We start from the raw sequence: 22728 nt of genomic DNA, 5'->3' as shown, positions 1-22728 counted from the left end.
TTTATTTTTGGGATACTAGGTTTACTAATTTTTATAATGAAGCTCGAGAATCTTGGGGAGCGTATTTATGGAGTGTTTATGATACCAAAAGCCAGCGATTTACAGTGATTGAGATTTGTTCGGTTTTCCAATAAACAATAAATTATAAGAATATATAATCTGTAAAAGCTCATTTGTCTATTCGATGTAGTACAAGACGAAATTTTATGTACATAATTTAAATCGATTGGTGTGTATTTTAAAGATGATAGTATTCCCAATTGAAGAGTAAGGAGGAAGGACATGGAATTATTAGAAAAAGAAAGTTTAGCATTGTTGCGTGGAGGAGAGGAACTTGTACCCTATTATGTCATTTATGTTTTTTTTAAAGAAAGTGAGTACCAAGGGATGGATAGTCACCGCAAAGCGATACTAATGCAGTTGGATTATTTTAATCGTATAATGAAATGCAATCGTTGGGCATCGGAGTGTTATAAAAAAACAGGGAATCATACAACAGATGAAAAGTATGAAGAACAATTTACTTCGATTAACGCCGATCCGATCATCTATACGGACATTGATCCAGATTCTATAGGATGGGAGTTTTTTCCAATTCATGTAAATCAAGCGATGATGGAAGCTACACCAGTTGATCCGCAAACGATGTTCCAAGATCAAGGGGTGTATAAACAAGCTTTTTTTGATGAGTTTCAAGTGACAAAATTGAAGAAAGCTGATTTTGAGGCGTTGAATGAACAATTTTTTCCAGAGAAAGAAAACTTGATCATTTACTCTTGGAACACGGAATTTACGAATTACTATAATGAAGCACGATGGACTTTGGGTGCGTATTTATGGAGTGTTTACGATACCAAAAGCCAGCGACTTACAGTGATTAATATTTGCTCGATTGCTCAATAAAGTATAAGAACCCGCTGATTGCGGGGTCATTTCCATCATTCGTTTTAAATCAGGATAGGCGGTGAGAATATAGTATTTTCTTTTTTTTCGAATAACAGATTTTGTTCGTTGTATAATCACAGTAGTATAATAGATTGTATCATAACGTAAAAAATTATCTTTCTTGATCTTGTAAAATCCCCAACCAATAGAAAGGCCTTGAGTAAGAGAGCCAAGAGATTTATAAGTCACTCGATTATTATTCGTTTTTAAATGACAGTCACCTAGGGATAATTTGATTGGACCATCTAAATAGGTTTGATTGGCGGTGAAAATCGCAGCGTTGATAAAGATCAAAGCATGGACAGGATCATCAAAGGTACTAGAATGTTTCAATAAAGAAGTATTGTTTAAACGCTCTTTTATCTCTGCCTCTGTCTTCCCAATATGACGAGCGATGGTATGGCCTCTTCCACCTTCTGCGTGGTGTTCATCGTAGTACAAGTCGATGGGGGTATACCATTCTATTTCTTTTAGCTCTTCTTCAGTGATTCCTGTAAGTTCTTTGATTTTTGCTAGGAGTCTCTTTAAACTCAAGGCATTCCAAGCTGTACCCATGGCGCCTTTGATCAAGGTTTCTTTTGTTCCATCTTCTACGATATCTCCTGTTTCCTCATCTAACACCCCTCTTTTTCCATCAATCGTAAGGGAATCATCATTTGGTATGGCCTCTTCGCTATAAGAAAATTCGATGGCACCTAGTAGATGTGTAGGGACTGCTTCTTCGTTGTGAGCGTAAATAAATTTTCCGGTTTTATCTAGTACGACAGCGTTACCGTATAAACTTGCTAACATGCCAGAAGGATCAAACTTCAACTGATTATTTTCAGGTGCTAATACTTCAGCAAGACTATCACTGATCTGAGTAGTACGAGTGAGGTATTCTTTAGCCATTTGTCGAACCGTTTTAATGGCTTCTTCTTTTGAAGGGATATCAATCGAACCTAATGTAAAAGTTGTTGTGTTTTGAACATAATCAAGTAGCTTTTCTGGTGTAGAAAGTTGTTCAACCAAAGTAGTCATTGAAACATCTAATTCTTTTTGATAAAGAAATGACTGTGGATTCCCATTCTCCAGATAAGCAGCTCCTGAGATAGTCAATAAAGGAATGTCGGTACCTCTTTCTGTTTCAAGAATACGGATACTTTCTAAAATAAAAAATTGATTTGAAGCGTATTCCAAATTGGCGAAGGAAGAGTCACGTCCAATGACTCCCACTTTGTCTTTATCTGAATATAGATGAGTATAGTTGATATATTTGCGATAAATAGTCGAATCATTGTTGGTGGTAAAATCGAAAACACCATGATCATCCGTTCCAGTCAAATACTCCCTCATCAATGCATGGCTGGTTACATCTTGAGAATAGCGGGTTTGCAAAGCACTTGAAAAATCATACGTATTCGTGGTCGAATCAATGCCTGACAGAGCAAACTTAGTTAGTTCTTCTTGCGCCTTGGAATCAGTGGAGGCAGATTCATAGAAACTTTGATTGGTCTTAACTAAATCTGCGGTTGCTACTCCGAGGGAAGCCCCTAATTGATAGAAACTATAACCAAGGCCGATACCTAGTAAGGCAGGTGCTAAGACAGTTGAAGCGGCAGTAGACAATAGTCCGCTACTTAATGTGCCACCGCTAGCAAGTCCAGAAGCAAAAGCGGACATACTCATACCATTGAATACATTTAAAGCAAGAGCACCATTTTTTGGCGATGATTGTGTGGTATCTGATAGATGGGAAGGTGTCTCGATAGGTGGTAACTCTGAAGTTACGGGTACAGTAGTGGCAGTTTCTTGGGCATGTATATCCAATGGCATGCTGATGATCGGCGCGAGTAACAGGACAACTAGCAATAAATGATAGATTTTTTTCATAATGACTCCTTTTTAATAAAAACAAGAGTGACAACCAACAGTTTCTAATTATTTTTCCACCTTTATTTTTCAAAAATCTCCTTAACAATATTTTCTTAAAAATAACAAATTTATTCAATATTATGTCTGTCTCTTATACACATCTAGATGTGTATAAGAGACAGGGTATATACATACTAAAAAGAACAGGAAAAGCAAGAGGAGCGAAGGGCCTTTGATTTTTCTGTTCTTTTATTTTGGAGTAAAACAGGCGATTCGTTTATTGAAGTGACAAAACTGTTAGCTAGGAAACGTATTCTGTTAGGGGAAGAACTGTTTTTTTTCTCAATAAATGAGTAAAATTTTCTTGAAGATCTAGTAGGAGGAAGTTGTGATGGAAAAATGGTGGGATCGACCAAAAATTCGCTATTGGGTAGGGTTTGTCATTCGAACGCTCGTTTATAGTGCAATACTTTTCATGCTTATTTATTTATATCATTACAAAAATATTCAAGGTGGAACATTTATTTATAACGAATTTTAGGAGGTAGAAAATGAATAAAAAAGGAATTGTCGCATCCATTGATCATTGGGGCATGATAGAACCTGAAAGAATTGCTTATCAAACACCTACTGAGCAGTATACGTTTAAGCAATTAAAACAGTTTTCTGATGCACTGGCTTCTTATTTAGATAAACGGTTAACCAATCAAGGTCCGATCGTTGTCTTTGGCAATTTGGAATTTGAAATGATCGTGGCTTTTTTAGGTGCTACAAAGTCAGGACATGCCTATTTACCTATTGAAGAACATACGCCAATTGAAAGAATTGAAACGATTATAAAAGTGGCACAGCCTGCCATGGTCATTAGTATTGGTCAGTGGTCGCTAGAAACAGACATCCCTGTCATGTCAAAGGACTGTCTTCGTTCCATTACGACTTCGATGGTTGGCTATGTTCCTCTTAATCCTGTAAAAAAAGAGGAGACATTTTATATTATCTTTACTTCAGGAACTACTGGCGAGCCTAAGGGTGTCCAAATCAGTCATGATAATTTAGTTAGTTTTGTTCAATGGACCAAAACAGAATTTCAATTCGAAGAGGATATGCGTTTTTTAGCACAGGCTCCATTCTCTTTTGATTTATCGGTTTTCTCTATATACCCTGCACTGGTTTATGGCGGGATGCTGAAACCTTTGAAAAAATCTGTGGTTCAAGATTTTCGGCAGTTGATCGCAAGACTGGATCACTTTCAACTCGATGTATGGATTTCTACTCCTTCTTTTATAGATATTTGTTTGATGGAACCTAGTTTTGACGAACATCTAATTCCTGAACTTTCCATGTTTATCTTTTGTGGAGAAGAGTTGACGAAAAAGACAGCACAAGAGTTATTGAAAAGATTTCCTTCAGCAAAAATCTATAACACCTATGGACCAACAGAAGCCACTGTAGCGGTCTCTAGTCTGATGATCACTCCTGAGATCCTTGCTCAATACGAACGGTTACCTATTGGTTATGTTAAAGAGGATACGAATGTCTGGATCGCCAAAGATGAAGAACAGGAAAGTGGCGAGATTATTATTTGTGGTCCAAGTGTGTCACAAGGGTATTTGAACAACCCTAAAAAAACAAATGAAGCTTTTTTCAAAAAGGATGATCAAAGAAGTTATCGAACAGGAGATGTTGGAAGGTTTGCAGAAAATCGGCTGCTGTTTATCGAAGGTCGAATGGATCAACAGATAAAACTACAAGGCTACCGGATTGAATTAGGAGATATCGAACATGGTTTATTAAAAGATGAACGAGTGAAGCAAGCTGTCGTCGTACCAAAGTACAATGGAACAAAAGTCCAACAATTAGTGGCATTCATTGTTTTAGAAACGAACACAAAAGAGCAAGGATTTGCTTTGACTCGTTCTTTAAAGAAACAGATGGCTCAGTTTGTAATGGATTATATGATCCCTAAAAAATTTGTTTACGTTGATCATTTGCCACAAACAGTAAATGGCAAGCTTGATCGTAAGGCATTGACCGCTGAGGTGAACGAAACATGATCGTTCCACACATGATCCCTTATGCGAATCCGTTTTACTTTTTATTATTGATTGTGGCTTTGTTTCCCATGATGCTATCCTTGTTGTTTTTTGAAAAACGTTTTGACAGTTATCAAGTCATCATTACTTGTGTCTTTTTGTTTATCAGTTTTGGTGGGGAATATTGGCAACAAGGAATCGCATTGCTTGGCTATATCATCTGGCAAACTTTGCTTGTTTGGGGATACTTTTCTTATCGAACTAAAAGAAATCAAACTTCATGGTTTTGCTTAGCTATCTTTTTGGCTATCCTACCGCTGATCTTGACGAAAGTCCTGCCTTTTTTTGAAGCAGGAAAGACGATATTGATTTATTTTTTAGGGATTTCATATTTGACCTTCAAATCGGTCCAACTAATTATGGAAATACGAGATGGTTTGATCAAGTCTTATCACCCGTATCGTTATATCCAGTTTTTATTATTTTTTCCAACGATTTCTTCAGGACCGATTGACAGATATCGTCGGTTTGAAAAAGACTTGACGCAACCACCTAAACAAGAGCAATATCTTGTTCTGTTAAAAAAAGGGGTCCAAAATCTATTTTTGGGTTTTCTTTATAAATTTATTATTGGGTATTATTTAGGTCAGGTCTTATTACCGATCGTTTCAAGAATGGCTCTACATCATGGAGGCATCTCGTGGGCATTGGTCGGGTATATGTATGTTTATAGTCTATATTTGTTTTTTGATTTTGCTGGATATAGTTTATTTGCGGTTGGTACGAGCTACTTCATGGGGTATGAGACACCTATGAACTTTAATAAACCATTTCTATCTTGGAATATCAAAGAATTTTGGAATCGATGGCATATGACTTTATCATTTTGGTTCAGAGATTATGTCTATATGCGTTTGATGTTTTTCTTAATGAAAAAAAAGTGGTTCAAAAGTAAAATCGTAACCTCTAATATCGGGTATTTTGCTTTATTTCTTTTGATGGGGATCTGGCATGGTCTGACTTGGTATTATGTCGCATACGGACTGTATCATGCTACACTGATTTGTTTGACGGATGCTTGGCTACGTTTCAAGAAAAAGCGGAAAGGGAAAATCCCTTCGAATCGTCTGACACATGCGTTTGCTGTCTTTTTGACATTTCAAGCGGTTTGCTTTAGTCTCCTGATTTTTTCAGGATTTTTAGATCAATTATTTTTTAAATAAATTCGTTTATTAAGGGGAGAAAGAACATGGAAGAACAAATTTTAACGATTTTAGAAGAAATTACAGGTACAGATGAAGTAAGAATAAATAAGGATCTCGATTTATTTGGTGAAGGTTTACTAGACTCGCTTGCGTCTGTTCAATTGTTGGTCGAACTGGATGGTCAACTGGACGTTCAAGTTCCTGTTTCAGAGTTTGACCGTGAATTATGGGGAACGCCTAATAAAATCATTGAACAAGTAAATGAATTGAAGGGATGAAAATGAAAAAGCAACTTTTGGCGATTTTTGGGCCAGTGGTGTGTGCTTTTCTGCTCATTGCGCTGATTTTTACTTCTTCTTACCGAGTAAATGTGTCTGATCCTGTCATCATCCAGAAAGCCTCTACGTCAATGGCAGAAAATGTCTTGAAGGGGGATACGATCAAAAACGAGGCATTAGCTGACAAAAATTATGTTCCTTTTTTTGGGTCGAGTGAACTCAGTCGGATCAGTCCGTTCCATCCTTCTGTTTTAGCCAAAAAATATCAACGAGATTATCAACCATTTTTATTAGGCGCTCCTGGTACGCAATCGTTGAGTCAGTTTTTGATGATGCGTTCAGCCAATCAGGAATTAAAAAACAAAAAAATCATCTTTTTGATCTCACCTCAATGGTTTGTTAAAAACGGTGTAAAAGAAGATTATTTCAATACCTATTACTCGGAGTTACAAACACTGGACTGGATTTTTTCTTTAAAAAAAATCACACCGGCAGATCGATATTTGGCAAGACGCCTCTTGAGTTTTTCAAAAGTGACTGCAGATCAACATCTTACAATCGTACTGAAGAAAATAAAGGCAGGAATCATGCCAACCGAAAAGGAACGAACACAATTAAACGATCAATGGAATATTTTGAAGCGAGAAGATGAACTTTTTAGTGGTATTGGTCTGAGAGATAAACAAAAACAGATTTCGCAAGCAATGGAAGCTTTACCTCCAAAATATCAACAAATACCATTGGCTACACTTGCTGATGAGATCGGTGCAAAGGAAACAAAAAACAATCCCTTTGGCTTGAAGGATGATTTTTATAACAAGCGTATCAAACATTGTCTGACAAAAATGAAAGGGACTCAAAAAGGGTGGGATTATCGTTTTTCACCTGAATTCTCCGATTTCCAACTTGTTCTTCAGCAACTGGCTAATGCCCATATGGAAGCTTTGTTCATTATTCCGCCAGTCAATGAAAAATGGAGTAACTATACTGGTTTGTCACAAGAAATGCTGCAGGATTTTTCTAAGAAAATCAAGTTTCAATTACAGCAACAAGGGTTTGAACACATTGCAGATTTCACAGAAAAAGCGAATGTTCCATATTTTATGGAAGATACGATCCATTTAGGATGGCGTGGTTGGCTGGAAGCTGATCAGTATATCCGACCTTTTTTAGAAGATACGTATACTTCTAGCCATTATCATTTAGATGATGCTTTTTTTAGCAAAGAATGGCAACAACAATCACCAGAAAAATTGAAAGAAACAAAACGAATAAGTGATTAAACACATTAATAGAAATAAACTTTGCAGAAAAACAGGAGAGACTCGAAAAAAGCTTCTCCTGTTTTTCAAATTTTGATTTTAAAGTGAAAGAGCTAAATGAATCATCGTTTTTAGAAATGCATCTTAGCATTATTGATTTTATCCTGTCAAAATGAGGGACAGTCAGCCTATTATTTATCTGATGAGCTAGTTGACTTCTCCTTTTTTTGATGTGAAGTTGAAAAGGTTTTAGATAATAGAAAAGACAGGCAATTTTCTATTATCTTTTTTTGACTTTGATAGAAACAAAGTGAACAATCTTAGTAATCAATGATATAATTTTAATAAGATAAATAGAAAAGAGGGAAAGTAATTTGAATAAAAACGAAGAGCAATTATTGATCGATTTAACTAGTGCCAGAGGTGTGCCAGGAAATGAAGCGGAAGTAAGAAAAGTCTATAAAAAATATGCCCAACAATTCACCGATGATATTTTTTATGATGGATTAGGTAGTATCATCGCAAAGCACGACTCAGGCAGCGGGCCAAAAGTGTTTATTTCAGGACATATGGATGAAGTTGGTTTTATGGTGACGAAAATCACCGATAAAGGTTTTCTTGAATTTCAAACACTTGGCGGCTGGTGGGGACAAGTGATGCTCGCTCAGCAAGTAGAAATCAAGACCCAAGATGGAAAAATCATCCATGGTGTAATTGGTTCTAAACCTCCACATGTATTAACTGCAGAAGTTAGAAATAAACCTTACGATATTAAAGATATGTTTATTGATATTGGAGCAAGCAACAAAGACGAAGCAATGGAATGGGGCATTCGTCCAGGAGATATGGTCACTCCATATATCGAATATCGTCGCATGAATGGTGGAAAATTTTTGCTTGCCAAAGCTTGGGACAATCGAATTGGAACGGCTGTTTCTTTGCGCGTATTAGAAAATTTAGCGAAGGAAGGACATCCTAATGTACTTTTTGCTGGTAGTGATGTGCAAGAAGAAGTTGGACTACGCGGAGCTCGTACAAGTACGCATTTAGTGGATCCGGATATTGCTTTTGCCTTAGATACTGGTACGGCTGGGGATACTCCTGGGATGACACCAAAAGAAGCAGATTCAGTTTTAGGTAAGGGTCCACAAATTTTGATCTTTGATGCTTCTATGATCCCTCATAAAAAATTATTGAATTTTGTGATTCAAGTGGCAGAAGAGTTAGAGATTCCTTTCCAATACACGGTGATCACAGGTGGCGGAACGGACGCTGGACAAATGCATTTGACAAGAAATGGTGTTCCTTCAGTTGCTATCACAGTACCTGTTCGTTACTTACATTCTCACACTTCGATCATTCATGAAGATGATTACTTGAATACAGTGAAACTCGTGACAGAAGTGGTAAAACGTCTTGATAGTGAAAAGGTTGAAGAGATTAGGAGTTATGACGAATGACAAAGGTAACGATTTCTGATTATCGCAAGAAAGCACGTGTTTCTCTGGAAGGACAATGGGGGATTAATGCATGGGTGATTTTTCTTTCGTTGTTCGTTAGTGCGATCATCCAACAATTTTTTGACGGTGCTTTTCAAAATAATAGCACGCAAACAACGATCTTTAATTTTATCTTAGAAAACTTTTTACTATTTGCTTTCACTTATGCATTGTATTATATCGCCTTAGTGATCGTCCGAGGTGGCAGAGCGAAAACAAATCTATTGTTTACGATTTTCCAAAAGGAATATTTTGGACCGGTTTTGATCATTCATCTTTTGAATACAATCGTCAATTGGGCGGTCAATGCGCTGGTGCTTTTACCTGGAATCATGATAGGTGGAATCAATACCTATACACAATTGCTCTTTAATCCGAATGTGATCCCACAAGTGATGGGTGTGAGTAGTGTGGCCGATATTGGCTTTATCTTACTTACCTTTTTGATGATGATTGTTTCGATGTTCGTGACGACAGTGGTAGCTGGGCTTTTTCAGTTTGCTGCTTGGACAAAATTTGACTACCCATCACTGACTGTCATGCAAAGTCTACGTTATGCTTGGTTCTTATTAAAAGATCGTATAGGTACTTATATTGTCTTGCAACTTTCATTTATCGGTTGGTATATCTTAGGAATTCTTGCCTTGTTCTTTGGGTTGCTTTGGGTTATTGCTTATGTAAATGTAACGATTGCCGGTTTTTATGAGCAGGCTCGCATTGAAAAAGGGAGTCCTAAAGAGTACTTTTCTTTAAATTAAGCAGTATATCCTAGAAATAAATAAATGTATGGTAGGATTAGTTTTTGAGGAGGAATCAGTCATGAAATTAACTGTTTTAGGTTGCTTAGGTGCATATCCTTACAAAAAACAAGGAACGACTAGTTATTTACTACAAGCCCAAGGGTTTAATTTACTGATTGATGCAGGTAGTGCGACATTAGTGAAATTGGAAGAACATCTTGATCCACTAGCACTGGATGCAGTGATCTTGAGTCATTATCATCATGATCATATTGCTGATCTAGGTGTCTTACAATATGATTGGCAATTGAATCCTAATCGAGATCCAAAAACGATTTTACCTATTTATGGTCATGGAAGAGATGCGATTCATTTTGAAAGCTTAACGATGCCTAATGTTTCACAAGGGTATGCTTATGATCAGACAGATGAATTGAAAATTGGCCCATTTTCCATTACATTTATGGAAACGATTCATCCAGTTGTTTGCTATGCGATGCGGATAGTTGAAACCACAACTGGAAAAGTATTTGTCTTTACAGGAGATTCTGGCTATCTAGAAAGCTTTGCTGAATTTGCCAAAGATGCAGATCTGTTTTTAGCAGATACCTATCTTTTTGAAGGAAATGAGCGCCACAAAGCCCATTTTACTTCGAAAGAATCTGGTGAATTAGCAAAAGCTGCAAATGTGAAAAAACTTGTGTTGACTCATTTGCCTCAATTTGGAGATTTAGCACAACTGAAAAAAGAAGCACAATCAGCTGCAGGCACGGATATTGAAGTTGAACTTGCAACAGTTGATCGCGTGTTTGAAATCTAGGAGGAAAACGATGATCTTTGTACCCAATGAAAACCACGATCCAAGAGTTAATCTAGCTATTGAACAATTTTTATTACAAGAAATGCCTTTAGAAGAACCCATTTTGCTTTTTTACATCAATGAACCATCAATCATTATTGGAAGAAATCAAAATACAATCGAAGAGATCAACCGGGAATATGTGGAAGAAAAAGGGATCCATGTCGTTCGTCGATTAAGCGGTGGGGGAGCTGTCTACCATGATTTAGGTAATCTTAATTTTAGTTTTATCATGCCAGATGATGGCGATTCTTTCCGTGATTTTGCAAAAGTCACACAACCGATCATTCAAGCTTTACATGAATTAGGTGTTTCTGGCGCTGAGCTAAAAGGGCGTAACGATTTAGTCATTGACGGCTTGAAGTTTTCAGGAAATGCAATGTATGCAACCAACGGCAGAATGTTTGCACATGGAACGATCATGTTCGATTCAGATATTGATGAAGTTGTGAATGCATTAAAAGTGAAAAAAGAGAAAATCGAGTCAAAAGGGATTAAATCTATCCGTTCACGTGTGACGAATATCAAACCATTTCTACCGCAAGATAAACAACAAATGACGACAGAAGAATTCAGAGAGGATATCTTACTGAAAATCTTTGGTGTAGATTCAGTAGAAGACGTAAAAACGTATACTTTGACTGAAGAGGACTGGGAAAAAATCAATCGAATCTCTGAACAGTATTATCGTAATTGGGATTGGAACTATGGCAAATCACCTGCGTTCAATTTCTCACGACAAAAACGATTCTCCATTGGTTCAATTGAAGTGAACATGAATGTCTCAGATGGAATCATTGAGGACGTGAAGATTTTTGGAGACTTCTTTGGTCTGGGAGATATCAAGGATGTCGAACAAGTGCTGATCGGACAAAAATATGACAAAGCAACCTTAAAAGAAGCAGTAAAAACAATCGATATCAAAAAATATTTTGGTACGATCGAAGAAGAAGATTTGTTAAGCTTGTTGTATTGATCCCATTGGAATAAAACGACAATAGAGAGGCTGGGATAGAAGGAGTTAACTCCGAGAAATAAGAAATAATTCACGAAATTGCTTTTCAAATTTTTGTGAATTCCAGATTATTATCGAAGGAGTGCTTCTGATTCCTACGTTGATACGTATTTAGAGCGTGAAACAAGAGTAAATCATACTTTTGTTTCACGCTCTTTGTAGTAGGAAGGGATTTTGGATACTATTAAAAAAAACATCCTTTTACGTTGTTTCGATTCTTAATTCTCAAAAAAAGTGATCTTAATGCGATCAATCCATTGATCTTTTTCCTGAATGAGTGTACCAGTGTATTTATCAACAATGCTTTGGATAGTTTTCAAGTCATGTTCTTCTTTTTCAATCAATTCTTCGATGATCCCGGTTGAAAAAATATTTTTATCATAATCGGTACTATGTTCACAATGTATGTTGATTTGTTGATTCTTTTGACGGATCGATAAATAAATCTCTCTTTGTAAAGGATTTTCGATTGCTTGAGTTTCTCTGAAAGAATGCTCTAAAATATGGATCAATAGATGAGTAAAGTCGTCGTCATGAACGTTGAATTCTTCGGAGATATCTGTTTGAAACTCTACTTTGATATTCTTTTTGGCGGCTACTTCTTCATAATGAGCTAAAATCAAATTTGTCAGTTGATGTCCTGACAGAAGTAAGGATGTTTTAAGTTGCTTCGTTTCTTCAATGATCTTAGTCATGTAGGTCTGTAAATCTTCATATTGATTTGGTTCCGTAAGTGAGCGGAATTCTTCCATTCGTAAAACAAACTCATTTTTTGCTGTATCAACGTGCTGAAGTTGTTTGCGTAGCTTATTATAATGAGCTTCAATTAATTGTGTTTTTGTCTGTAAAAATAGTCGCTCTTTACGGTGTTCACCTACCTTTATCAAATACTCAATAAAATGATAGGCCAGGATCACAAGTAAAAGAATCCCAAATAAAATAGTCGACCAGTTAATGGATGAGTGATAGATTCCCAAAGCAGATTGAAGATAGAGTATACAGTGGAAAGTAGCAATCAAGACAATCCATGGGGTACAGATAACAAAAAAATGATTGTTTTTATAGGCTTCTCCGATACTGGCAATTGAGGTGATCAGCGTACTAACGACACTGACAGTATTTGCGATTGGCATCAATTCAGACAATTCAGCTTCTGTGATCAATGCATGAAGAAGGATACTTCCAAAAATAAACGCTTGGATCAAACAAAAGTAACCGTACCATTTGTTATAGTTCGTCATCCTCGACTGGTAATAAAAGATGAGGAGTAGCGAAGTGAAAATGGCAAAAACATGTGCAAGTACGGAATGAACGATTGGTTCAAAGAGAATACTACTTAGAATATCTTCGGAAATCGCCTCGAATCCAAGTGATAAAGCAAATAAACTCAAGATAAGCACAGAATGATCTAGTCTTTTTTGTTTATACATAAGAAAAACTGTCCAACCAAGTAACGAGATGGCAATCAGAAAAGCGATGATCATTGTAACGAGGTGGGGAATAGACTGAGAAAAAATAAAACTGATCATTGATTTGGTTTTACCAAGATAGACTTTGGGAGGTAAACCAGAATAATGTTGAAAAGGCGAAGAAACAGTGATTTTTAATTTTTTCCCTATATAGTTACTGGGGAAATCAAGGATCAATAAAGATAATCCTGGATCCTTCTTTGTTGCTTCGTGTCCACTGCTGTAGAGAACTTGATCATTTAGTGTAACTGTAAGCCACTGGTGATGTCCTTTAATCAATAAATGGGCATCTTCCAGCTTTTTATGTAGAATAGTTTCCATGACAAACGGTTCATTTTTCCCGATGGCAGGGATATGATGGATATGCTTACTGTCAAATTGAAAAGTGGGATCCTCCTCAGAGTAATAAATCCATGAATCATTGATTTCCACGATCTTTTTACTATTGACTGGTACAAAAAGATAATAAAAAAAATAAGCTGCACTTGTTAAAAATAACATCGAAAATGTAATCAATATAACCCATTTTAATCTTTTTAATAAGTTATTTCTATTATTTTTTTCGTTATTGAAAAATCTCATAAGCAAAACTCCTTAAAAAATCATGACATAAAAATAAAAAAACAATGGATATTTAGTCAGTTTCCACCCTTTATTTGAATTATTTCCTGAAAAAAAATTATTTTACAATAGTTTAATTGGATTATAATTTTTATTTGTAAAAAATAATACGTTATTATATTATAAAATAAATGATTTTTTTTCAAGGGGGAGAAATCGATGCCTAATTATAAAAAAAATAACTCTTGTTAGTTCACTTGTTTTGATTTTTATTTTAGCTTTTATATTATGTATCATCCTACTTCCTCGGGTATTTGGATTGACCACACATATTGTAGACGACTATGCAATGTCTCCTCATTATTTGAAGGGAAGCCTGATCTATGTGCAAAAAAAGCAACCTGAAACAATTTTAGTAGGTGATGTTATCACTTATTATGAAAATTCTGGGAAACAAATCGTCACTAGGCGTGTGGTAGCAGTGGGGGATCAGCATGAAGCTTTCTACACAAAAGGGGACGCAGAAAAACAAATAGAACCGGGAGCTGTGAAAAGTAGAAATATTATTGGTACGCCCATATTTCAACTTCCCTATATTGGAATCTTACTTTCAAAAAATGCCTTTAGCTGGATCAGAAGAATCTTTTTTGCTGTGGCTTTTTGTTTATCAGGAATCACGGCATGGCATACGATTCTCGAATTAAAAAAGAGAAGAGAGAATACCCTTAATTTTTTATCTCGTTCAAATCGTCGGTGAGGGAAAAGTCACTAAGTGTGAAAAAAATTTTCTTAGTATAAGTAAATGAAAAATGATACATCCTCCATTTTAAATAAAATGATTAGTTTCTTTTTTTATTTTTATCTACTGAGGAGATAGGAACAGATTGTCTCTTAGAATCAGGATAGATTAAAAGAAATACTTCTTCCGTATTTTTTGATAGGCTATTTAATCAGTTTTTTGCCGACTATTTATTCGTTCTTCAAGAAGAGAAACTGTCTAAACTTCTTGTCGAATGACTTGATTCTTCGTATAATGTGTGGAAGAGGAGGGAGAGCATGCGCAACGAAATGATGCATCGACCCGTAATAAAAGAAGAATTACTAAATTTTATGCGGACACAACAAAAACAGCTGGCTGGTGAATTAGGAAAAATAGAAGAAGAGGCACATCTGGCAGAAGTACCAGTTATCCCTCATGAAACAGTTGTTTTTTTACAATTCTTATTGGGACAAATCAAGCCAAAAGAAATATTGGAGATTGGGGCGGCTATTGGTTTTTCTTCTAGTTTAATGGCACAAACGATTGGTGAGGATGGTCATGTAACAACGATCGATCGTTTTGATGTGATGATCAAAAAAGCAAAAGCTACTTATGAACGCTTAGGTTTGACTGATCGAGTGACTTTATTGGAAGGACAAGCTGCAGAAATATTGCCGACCTTAGTTGGTCCCTATGATTTCATTTTTATGGATAGTGCAAAATCAAAGTATATCGAGTTTTTACCTGAATGCTTACGCTTACTAAAAAAAGGAGGCATACTGATGGTAGATGATATTTTTCAAGGCGGTACGATTTTACTATCAGATGAAGAAATACCTAGAGGTAAACGGGCAATTCATCGTAAACTAAATGAATTTTTACGTGTGGTAATGGCACATCCTGATTTAACTTCCACCTTAGTTCCTCTAGGAGATGGTGTAATCTTAATTACGAAAGATACAGAAATGGTGGAATTATAAAGACGTATCATCTTGACGTGTATAGAAAAAAACGCAGTTTAGAGAATGAGAGTTTTTTGATTCTCTGAACTGCTTGATTTTTGAGGATGATTTGTTCGCGTGAAAATGAATTGAAAAGATTTATTTGATTAAATAACTATTTGGTATTGACAGCAACGATCGAATTATCTATAATTATCTTTGTTCTGTTGAAACTGTCATAGTAGCTCAGCTGGATAGAGCATCCGCCTTCTAAGCGGACGGTCGGGGGTTCGAATCCCTCCTGTGACGTAAAAAAACCTCTGGAAATATTAATTTCCAGAGGTTTTTATTTACTGTGTCAAATGTGTGTCAAATCGTCTTTAGGAAAGATCGATCAGTGCATATGAAATGTGGTTAAAGAATATTTTTTTGCCATATAGTTGTAAGAAAATGAAAAATAACTTCAGTTCCAGTATAATTGATGTAAGATTTTCTTACTGAGAGATTTGAAGGTATTCATGCAAAAGCAACCATTGGATGCGCCATTCTTTCATGATGTGAAAATCTCTTAGAAATGATAAAGGAGTGAAGCATATGACGATCGTATCACAGTTTTTAGTCACTTTAGTCGCACTTGAATTTTTTTATATCATGTATATCGAAACGTTTGCCACGACTTCTCAAACCACAAGCCGTGTATTTAAAATGAAAGCAGAAGAATTACAACGGCCATCTGTACAGACTTTATTTAAAAATCAAGGGATTTATAATGGATTACTGGGGATTGCATTACTTTATGGTGCATACCTATCTGAGGCTCCCAAAGAGATCACTGGGCTGCTACTCGTTTATATTTTACTGGTAGCTGCTTATGGTAGTATAACAAGTGATCGTTTGATCATCATCAAACAAGGGGGATTAGCTTTTATTGCTTTGATTACCTTATTTATTTAGAGTATCACCCTGACAAACAATAAAGGAAGGGAAAGATTGTGAATAAACTTACTTTTTTTGATAAAATATGCTATTCTATAACGTGCGTTTTGAAAATTTTCATGAGAATGGGGTAGAAGTTTTGTTGAAGAAGTATATTTTGTTACTAAAAAAAGAGTTTACTGGATATGATCTTTCAAAATTTCAAAAAGATCTGTTAGCAGGTATTACAGTGGCAGCGGTCGCTTTACCGTTGGCGTTAGCCTTTGGGGTCTCAAGTGGAGCAGATGCCGCAGCTGGATTGATCACAGCCGTTATTGCCGGCCTTGTCATTGGTGGGTTATCTGGTGGTTTTTACCAGATTTCTGGACCAACAGGGGCGATGGCAGCTATTTTAATGTCGATTGCCGCTAAACAAGGGATCCAAGGAGTGTTGCTTGCGACATTTTTAGCTGGATCCTTTTTGCTTGTAGCTGGCATCTTGCGTTTAGGAACGCTGACCTCTTTCATTCCTGCGCCAGTGATCACTGGGTTTACATCGGGAATTGCGGTAATCATTGCGTTAGGCCAAGTAGATCATTTGTTTGGTGTCCATTCAAAAGGAGCAAATGTGGTAGAAAAACTCAGTAGTTATCAAACATTAGGGTTCTCTATAGATGCTGCGACGACTATTATGGGATTTTTAGTGATTATCGGGATGTTTATTTATCCAAAAAAATGGGCACAAAAAATGCCTAGCTCCTTAGCGGCGATCATCTTAACCACATTGGTGATGTTGCTATTCCGTTTACCGATTGCAACTGTGGGGGAGATACCGCAGACATTGATCAGTAGTAATCGCTTGGTGTTTGGTGATTTTAGTGTTTCAGCTATCCAATCTGTCATCATGCCAGCAATTAGTATCGCACTGCTAGGAATGGTGGAAAGTTTGTTGTGTGGCGCATCGGCTGGACGAATGGCGAACCAGCCACTTGATAGCAACCAAGAATTAGTAGCACAAGGTATTGGTAACATCATTTTACCTTTCTTTGGAGGAATACCTGCTACGGCTGCGATTGCTAGAACAAGTGTGGCTATAAAATCTGGTGCACAAACAAGATTAGCTGGTATTATCCATGCGTTGGTTTTATTTTTATCCATGATTATTTTTGCACCGATCATGTCAAAGATTCCGATGCCAGCTTTAGCAGGGGTATTGATTGTCACGGCTTGGCGAATGAATGAGTGGTCAACAATCAAAGAATTGTTTGAAAAAAAATATTGGTCGGCGATCATGTTGTTTCTATTGACGATGAGCTGTACGGTCATTTTTGATTTGAGTATTGCAATAGTCATTGGAATCATCGGCGGGTGCATTTTCTTTGTTGCAAAATCTGCAGCGATTACGATATCAGTAGAAGAAATCAACTGGCAACGAATGAATCTACCAGAAACAGAGCAACTGAAGAATTGGACAGTTGTATATATCAGTGGGCCATTATTTTTTATGTCTGCTGAAAAATTGAAACTATCACTGACTCAACTGAGTCATAAAGAGGGGATCATCTTCTCTATGCGGGGTGTACCAAGTATTGATTTAACCGCTCAAAGCATATTTGGTGAGTTTCAAGAAAAGGCAGAAGCTAGAAATCAAAAAGTGATTTATACTTCTTTACAGCCAGAAGTTGAAAAACATCTAGAACATTTATGGCAAAGTGATGGTACAAAGCAACATCGTACCGTTGCCCATGCATTATCGGCATTGCATGAAGAGTATGCACTGGATAATGAGTAGAAATCAATAAAATAAGAATACACGAAAGAAATGTTTGAATATCTTCTGATAGATACTTATCAAAGAAGTTCAAACATTTCTTTTACTATTCAGATTCATTAATGGTTATAATTAGTTGGATAGCTAACGGTGCAGTATTTTTTTTTGGGAGTTGGGATTTTCGTTGATTGTTATCATTGATTCGATAGAGGTAAAAAATTTAAATGGAATGATAACTTTTCATGTTTTCCCTCAATATATCATAATGAAGGGATGAATAAGAGTGAATATCAAGCAAGTAAGTAAAGAGAAAGGTGTTTCTGCCGATACGCTACGGTATTACGAACGTATCGGATTGATTCCACCAGTCAATCGTACAAAAGGTGGGATACGGGATTATACACAAGAAGATTTGCGGTGGGTAGATTTTACGATATGTATGCGCAATGCGGGGTTATCCATTGAGACCTTGATTGAATACCTCCGTTTATATAGTGAAGGAGAATCCACGATCCACGCACGCAGAGATCTACTGATTGAAGAAAGTAAACAACTAGAGAAAAAAATCAAGGAAATGCAAGACTGCCAAGAAAGACTCCAATTGAAAATCAAGAACTATAACGAATTACTTAATGATCACTAAGGTTTTTTTGACTAAAGCAAAACACCGATGATCAGCCTGTACGTGAATGAGTAAATGATATTCACGTACAGAACTAAAAAATGAAATACTAAAGAGGTATAGAAAGAGCGTGAAACAAAAGTATGATTTACTCTTGTTTCACGCTCTAAACACGTATAAATAGCAGGATCAGAAGCAACCCCTTCGAAAATAAGCTGAAGTTCACAAAAATTTGAAAAGCAATTTTCGTGAATACCTTTTTGTTTCGCGGAGTTAACCATTTCTGTCCCAACCTCTTTGTTTTAACATAGATCAACGTTCATTAGTCAGTAAGTCTGTTAGTATTTGCCAATCTGATTGGATAATAGGCGCTAAGGAACGATTATAAAAAATAGCAGCAGGATGGAAAAGTGGGAGAACCCGATAGTGTTTTTCTGAATATTGATAAGCATCTTTCTGCTGATTCAACTCAAGAACAGGTCCTTTGTAAAGCTGTCCATGATTTTTGGAGACAGTATAGTTAGTTCCCAATAACCGTTGCAAACCGATATTTCCTAATGCCGCAATCCAAGTGGGCTGGACGTGTTGTAGTTCGTAGTCAAGGATGGGTGCATGAGCGAAGACCTCGCCTTTAGTAGGGGTGCGATTGGGATAAACGATTTCTTGTTGTTTTGTTCGCTTATTTATGCGCTGTACCACACGATAAGGGCGACTTCTAACTGCACTAGTAATATAGACATCTTCTCGAGAAAGGCCAGCAAGTGCTAGTGCATTCATCAATTCCTTCCCAGCTTGACCACTGAATGGAATATGGTTTTCAATTTCAGTTTTACCAGGTGCTTCACCGATCAACATCAATTTTGGATGTAATGGTCCTTGACCTGCAACGAAGCCTTCCACCTGATAACCCTTCATGCGTTGAGAAGCTTCGTTGATCAATTCCATTGGATATTCCATATTATCCTCTCCTCTCCGTTTTAATTATAGAAGGAAGTCTGTAGAATGGCGAATAAAAGAGATAAACAAAAGGGAGTTGACGAATGGATTGAGATTTGTTATTCTAGTAATGTTGTAATTGTGGTCTCCACAGCTACAACCGCACAGAACGAGTTACGTAAGTACAGGATCTCCTGTCACTCTGGATGGCGAGTCTAAGTATTATAATAAGGAGGTGCTTTATAGCATGTACGCAATTATCAAAACAGGTGGTAAACAAGTAAAAGTTGAGGTTGGACAAGCAATCTACATTGAAAAACTTGACGTTGAAGCAGGCGAAAAGGTTGTATTTGACGAAGTGATTTTAGTAGGTGGCGAATCTACAAAAGTAGGCGCTCCAACAATTTCTGGTGCAACAGTTGAAGGAACAGTTGAAAAACACGGCAAACAAAAGAAAGTCGTTACTTTCAAATACAAACCTAAAAAACACTCACACCGCAAACAAGGTCACCGTCAACCATATACAAAAGTGGTTATCGACGCAATCAACGCTTAATTAGCGCTTGAGAAAGAAGGCCTAAAAATGATCAAAGGAACATTTAAGCGAAATGACGCTGGTCAAATCGTTTCATTTACTTTGACTGGACATGCTGATGCCGGTCCTTATGGTAGTGATATCGTCTGTGCAGGTGTTTCCGCATTAGCGATCAGTACTGTCAATGGTATTGCCTCATTAGCAGGCTTTGAACCAATTGTTGACATGAATGAAGAAGATGGCGGCTATCTATATGTCGAAATCACTTCAGGAATGACACAAGAACAAAACAACATTGCTGAAATTCTATTGGAGAATTGCCTGTTGGGCTTACAATCCATAGAAGCTGAAAATTCAGAATATATCCAAATTGAAACAACGAATGATAAATAGGAGGTGCAGACCATGTTGTTAACAATGAATCTACAATTATTCGCCCACAAAAAAGGTGGCGGTTCTACATCTAACGGACGTGACTCAGAATCAAAACGTCTAGGTGCAAAACGTGCTGACGGACAAACTGTTACAGGTGGATCAATTCTTTACCGTCAACGCGGTACAAGAATCTATCCAGGTGTTAACGTAGGTATTGGTGGCGATGATACTTTATTTGCAAAAGTTGATGGCGTTGTACGTTTCGAGCGTAAAGGCCGCGACAAAAAACAAGTATCTGTTTACCCAGTAGCTCAAGAAGCTTAATAAACGATTAGTCTTATTCCTTTAATTGAAGGGATAAGGCTTTTTTTTTACAAAAAAATAGAAACTGAATGCCATAATGAATGCTATTGTTAAAAGTTAGCAAATTTTGCTAGTTTTTCAGCAGTAGCATTTTTTTGTTTTTCACTTAAATGTGTATAAATCGAATTGGTCATTTCGAGACTTGCATGTCCTAAGCGTACTTGTGCTTCTTTCATAGGTATGCCAGCCTCATAAAGCATAGATGCATGAGTATGTCGCCAACCATGTGTACCTATGTTAGGCATATGGGTAAAATCTGCTATCCTACATGATCGCATATATAACGATTGTCTGTTTGAATAATTTCCTTCAAAGTTGGCAAAAATAATGTTACTATCTACACCGTTTTTAAATAAGTAATTTTTTTGATGTAATCGCCACTTTTTTAAAATTTTAATAGTTTTAGGGTCAAGTGAAATAATTCTGTTTGAATTCTTTGTTTTCGGGGATAAGGCTGCGTATCCCTTTCTAGTCTGTGAAAGGGTCTTGTTTATATTAAGAGTTCCTTCGTTAAAATTAATGTCGTCCCATAATAACGCTAAAGCTTCACCACCTCGTATGCCAGTAAATGCAAGTGTTCGATATAACGTTAAATCCCATTCAGCAAAATACTTGTAAAGAAAGTTGGCGTTATTTACTTGTGTTACTTTTTTTTCAAGATAATCTAACACAAATTTTACTTGATCACTAGTATAATACTTAATTTCTTTCTCACGTCTAGTTTTTTTGGTTTTTGGACGTATTACTTTAGAAAAAGGATTCTTCTCAATCAATTCTAGATTTATAGCATAATCAAAAATTTTAGAAGTATACTGAAGTACTACTCTGTATACTTCTAATTTTTCAGCCCAGATATTAACAGATTCTTGAGCCATTTTTGGAGTAATTTTTTTTATTTTGTAATTCCCCAAAAGTGGCAATACATGAATTTTTATATAACGTTCAGTAGCTATGCTTGTTGACTCTTTAACAGTCTTACGGTAATTCTCGTACCATAAATTGTATATGTCTATAAAAGTATCATGAGTTTCTTTTTCTAGTCCATGATTTTTTTCAAATTCTATTTTTAAACGAGCTAGTGCTAACTTAGCCTCTTTCTTTGTTTTGAAATTTCTTCTAGTAGTTTTTATTGGTTTTCCTGTCAAAGCATTAATGCCAAGATATGCTTGGAATTGCCAAAGTTTTGTACCATCTTTTTTTACATATTGATTAAATGTAGCCATAAATTTCTCCTTATCTATTACGTGGGGCGCATAGAAAGTTAGAGAATATCCTTGTTTTCTTTAATGAATTTGATTTCTTGAGCTAGTTTATGAATTTCCTTAGCTGGAACTCTTTCATAAAAGCTTTTATTATACTGGGGAGTCCCATTTGCGTCAAACATTGGTTCACCATCATCATATTTAATATAGCGTTCAAAAAAGTTGTTGATAGTATTGGTTTCAGAAGCGAGTTGACTTATTTTTTGAAGTTTATGATCCACTATTGGCTGACCGTTTTCATTGTATGACAAGTTACCATCTTCATTGAGGCTAAATTCATTGTATACAAAATTTTGTATAAATTGAATTTGATCAAATATATTTTGAATATCTTCGCCATATTGTTCAATAATTGAAGGAACTTGAAGAATAGCTTGTATCTTACTGTTATATTCATCAATTTTATCTAATATAACAGGAGTATCAGAAACTGCTATTTCTTTTTGGGTACCAAATAATTGTATAGGTGTAGCATTAAATAATTTGGCAATTTTTTCTAATGTTTCAAAAGTAGGGTATCTTACACCT

General features: G+C 36.2%; 23 protein-coding genes, 1 tRNA gene and 1 other annotated feature. Of the genes, 19 read left to right on the top strand and 5 right to left on the bottom strand.

The annotated features are described in order from the left end of the window. The first annotated feature begins 282 nt into the window (after nt 1-282). On the top strand, nt 283-903 hold the full coding sequence (locus tag A5844_RS12125) for a hypothetical protein (RefSeq protein ID WP_086285443.1): 621 nt from the start codon (nt 283-285) through the stop codon (nt 901-903). Here A5844_RS12125 and A5844_RS12120 read toward each other — a convergent pair. Further along, a complete protein-coding gene (locus A5844_RS12120; protein WP_179190598.1) occupies nt 835-2817 on the bottom strand; it encodes an RNase A-like domain-containing protein in 1983 nt (660 codons plus the stop codon). The genes A5844_RS12125 and A5844_RS12120 overlap by 69 nt on opposite strands. 373 nt (nt 2818-3190) lie before the next feature. Here A5844_RS12120 and A5844_RS12115 point away from each other — a divergent pair, with 373 nt between their 5' ends. The 9 genes from A5844_RS12115 to lplA all read left to right on the top strand — a co-directional run bounded on the left by A5844_RS12115 (nt 3191) and on the right by lplA (nt 11651). After that, the gene (locus A5844_RS12115; protein WP_086285441.1) at nt 3191-3340 is read left to right on the top strand and encodes a teichoic acid D-Ala incorporation-associated protein DltX; all 150 of its coding nucleotides are present in this window, start codon (nt 3191-3193) and stop codon (nt 3338-3340) included. A 10-nt stretch (nt 3341-3350) separates the two neighbouring features. Next, a complete protein-coding gene (dltA, locus tag A5844_RS12110; protein WP_086285440.1) occupies nt 3351-4853 on the top strand; it encodes a D-alanine--poly(phosphoribitol) ligase subunit DltA in 1503 nt (500 codons plus the stop codon). Then, entirely contained in the window at nt 4850-6055 is a 1206-nt protein-coding gene (gene dltB, locus A5844_RS12105) for a D-alanyl-lipoteichoic acid biosynthesis protein DltB (RefSeq protein ID WP_086285439.1), read from the top strand. The genes dltA and dltB overlap by 4 nt, the downstream gene beginning before the upstream one ends. 26 nt (nt 6056-6081) lie before the next feature. Beyond that, a complete protein-coding gene (dltC, locus tag A5844_RS12100) occupies nt 6082-6315 on the top strand; it encodes a D-alanine--poly(phosphoribitol) ligase subunit DltC (RefSeq protein WP_086285438.1) in 234 nt (77 codons plus the stop codon). Nucleotides 6316-6317: 2 nt separating this feature from the next. Then, nucleotides 6318-7598 (top strand): D-alanyl-lipoteichoic acid biosynthesis protein DltD, encoded by a 1281-nt coding sequence (dltD, locus tag A5844_RS12095; RefSeq protein ID WP_086285437.1) that lies wholly within the window; start codon nt 6318-6320, stop codon nt 7596-7598. Nucleotides 7599-7951: 353 nt separating this feature from the next. Next, nucleotides 7952-9037: a M42 family metallopeptidase gene (locus A5844_RS12090; RefSeq protein WP_086285436.1), complete on the top strand. Its 1086-nt coding sequence runs from the start codon at nt 7952-7954 to the stop codon at nt 9035-9037. Next, complete coding sequence (locus A5844_RS12085; RefSeq protein ID WP_086285435.1) at nt 9034-9834, top strand: DUF975 family protein; 801 nt, start codon at nt 9034-9036, stop codon at nt 9832-9834. Before A5844_RS12090 ends, A5844_RS12085 begins: the two co-directional genes overlap by 4 nt. A gap of 61 nt (nt 9835-9895) precedes the next feature. Further along, a complete protein-coding gene (locus A5844_RS12080; protein WP_086285434.1) occupies nt 9896-10636 on the top strand; it encodes an MBL fold metallo-hydrolase in 741 nt (246 codons plus the stop codon). A gap of 10 nt (nt 10637-10646) precedes the next feature. Beyond that, a complete protein-coding gene (gene lplA, locus A5844_RS12075; protein WP_086285433.1) occupies nt 10647-11651 on the top strand; it encodes a lipoate--protein ligase in 1005 nt (334 codons plus the stop codon). Nucleotides 11652-11908: 257 nt separating this feature from the next. Here lplA and A5844_RS12070 read toward each other — a convergent pair whose 3' ends face one another. After that, nucleotides 11909-13741 carry an ATP-binding protein gene (locus A5844_RS12070; RefSeq protein WP_086285432.1) on the bottom strand — a complete coding sequence of 611 codons (1833 nt, stop codon included), beginning with the start codon at nt 13739-13741 and terminating at the stop codon, nt 11909-11911. Nucleotides 13742-13982: 241 nt separating this feature from the next. Between A5844_RS12070 and A5844_RS12065 the strand changes: the two genes are divergently transcribed. The 6 genes from A5844_RS12065 (at nt 13983) to A5844_RS12040 (ending at nt 18750) form a co-directional block, all read left to right on the top strand. Beyond that, nucleotides 13983-14477 (top strand): signal peptidase I, encoded by a 495-nt coding sequence (locus tag A5844_RS12065; protein ID WP_244610789.1) that lies wholly within the window; start codon nt 13983-13985, stop codon nt 14475-14477. Nucleotides 14478-14776: 299 nt separating this feature from the next. Further along, the gene (locus A5844_RS12060; RefSeq protein WP_086285430.1) at nt 14777-15460 is read left to right on the top strand and encodes an O-methyltransferase; all 684 of its coding nucleotides are present in this window, start codon (nt 14777-14779) and stop codon (nt 15458-15460) included. A 196-nt stretch (nt 15461-15656) separates the two neighbouring features. After that, nucleotides 15657-15730 (top strand) — tRNA-Arg (locus tag A5844_RS12055). 285 nt (nt 15731-16015) lie between these two features. Then, complete coding sequence (locus A5844_RS12050; protein WP_086285429.1) at nt 16016-16375, top strand: DUF1304 domain-containing protein; 360 nt, start codon at nt 16016-16018, stop codon at nt 16373-16375. 121 nt (nt 16376-16496) lie between these two features. Beyond that, the gene (locus A5844_RS12045; RefSeq protein ID WP_086285506.1) at nt 16497-18128 is read left to right on the top strand and encodes a SulP family inorganic anion transporter; all 1632 of its coding nucleotides are present in this window, start codon (nt 16497-16499) and stop codon (nt 18126-18128) included. A 262-nt stretch (nt 18129-18390) separates the two neighbouring features. Beyond that, the gene (locus tag A5844_RS12040; RefSeq protein WP_086285428.1) at nt 18391-18750 is read left to right on the top strand and encodes a MerR family transcriptional regulator; all 360 of its coding nucleotides are present in this window, start codon (nt 18391-18393) and stop codon (nt 18748-18750) included. 291 nt (nt 18751-19041) lie between these two features. On the opposite strand, the gene A5844_RS12035 is transcribed toward A5844_RS12040, so the two are convergent. Further along, complete coding sequence (locus A5844_RS12035; RefSeq protein ID WP_086285427.1) at nt 19042-19686, bottom strand: uracil-DNA glycosylase; 645 nt, start codon at nt 19684-19686, stop codon at nt 19042-19044. A 127-nt stretch (nt 19687-19813) separates the two neighbouring features. Continuing rightward, nucleotides 19814-19892, top strand: a sequence feature (ribosomal protein L21 leader region). Between the two features lie 20 nt (nt 19893-19912). On the opposite strand from A5844_RS12035, the gene rplU reads away from it, so the two are divergent. Genes rplU through rpmA form a run of 3 tightly spaced genes read left to right on the top strand, consistent with a single transcriptional unit; the run spans nt 19913 to nt 20899 of the window. Continuing rightward, nucleotides 19913-20221 (top strand): 50S ribosomal protein L21, encoded by a 309-nt coding sequence (rplU, locus tag A5844_RS12030; protein WP_086285426.1) that lies wholly within the window; start codon nt 19913-19915, stop codon nt 20219-20221. Nucleotides 20222-20248: 27 nt separating this feature from the next. Continuing rightward, the gene (locus A5844_RS12025; protein ID WP_086285425.1) at nt 20249-20593 is read left to right on the top strand and encodes a ribosomal-processing cysteine protease Prp; all 345 of its coding nucleotides are present in this window, start codon (nt 20249-20251) and stop codon (nt 20591-20593) included. Nucleotides 20594-20605: 12 nt separating this feature from the next. Continuing rightward, on the top strand, nt 20606-20899 hold the full coding sequence (rpmA, locus tag A5844_RS12020; RefSeq protein WP_086285424.1) for a 50S ribosomal protein L27: 294 nt from the start codon (nt 20606-20608) through the stop codon (nt 20897-20899). Nucleotides 20900-20988: 89 nt separating this feature from the next. Here the strand turns inward: rpmA and A5844_RS12015 are convergent, their stop codons facing one another. Next, nucleotides 20989-22161 (bottom strand): site-specific integrase, encoded by a 1173-nt coding sequence (locus tag A5844_RS12015; protein WP_086285423.1) that lies wholly within the window; start codon nt 22159-22161, stop codon nt 20989-20991. A gap of 38 nt (nt 22162-22199) precedes the next feature. Beyond that, nucleotides 22200-22728 (bottom strand): hypothetical protein (locus tag A5844_RS14350; protein WP_179190593.1); only part of this gene is annotated, 529 nt, incomplete at its 5' end.

Origin of the sequence: Candidatus Enterococcus wittei (assembly GCF_002140175.1) — a bacterium.
Classification (GTDB): domain Bacteria; phylum Bacillota; class Bacilli; order Lactobacillales; family Enterococcaceae; genus Enterococcus_B; species Enterococcus_B wittei.
The sequence above is the reverse complement of the archived record's forward strand: the minus strand, read 5'-3'. Positions and strand labels throughout refer to the sequence as shown.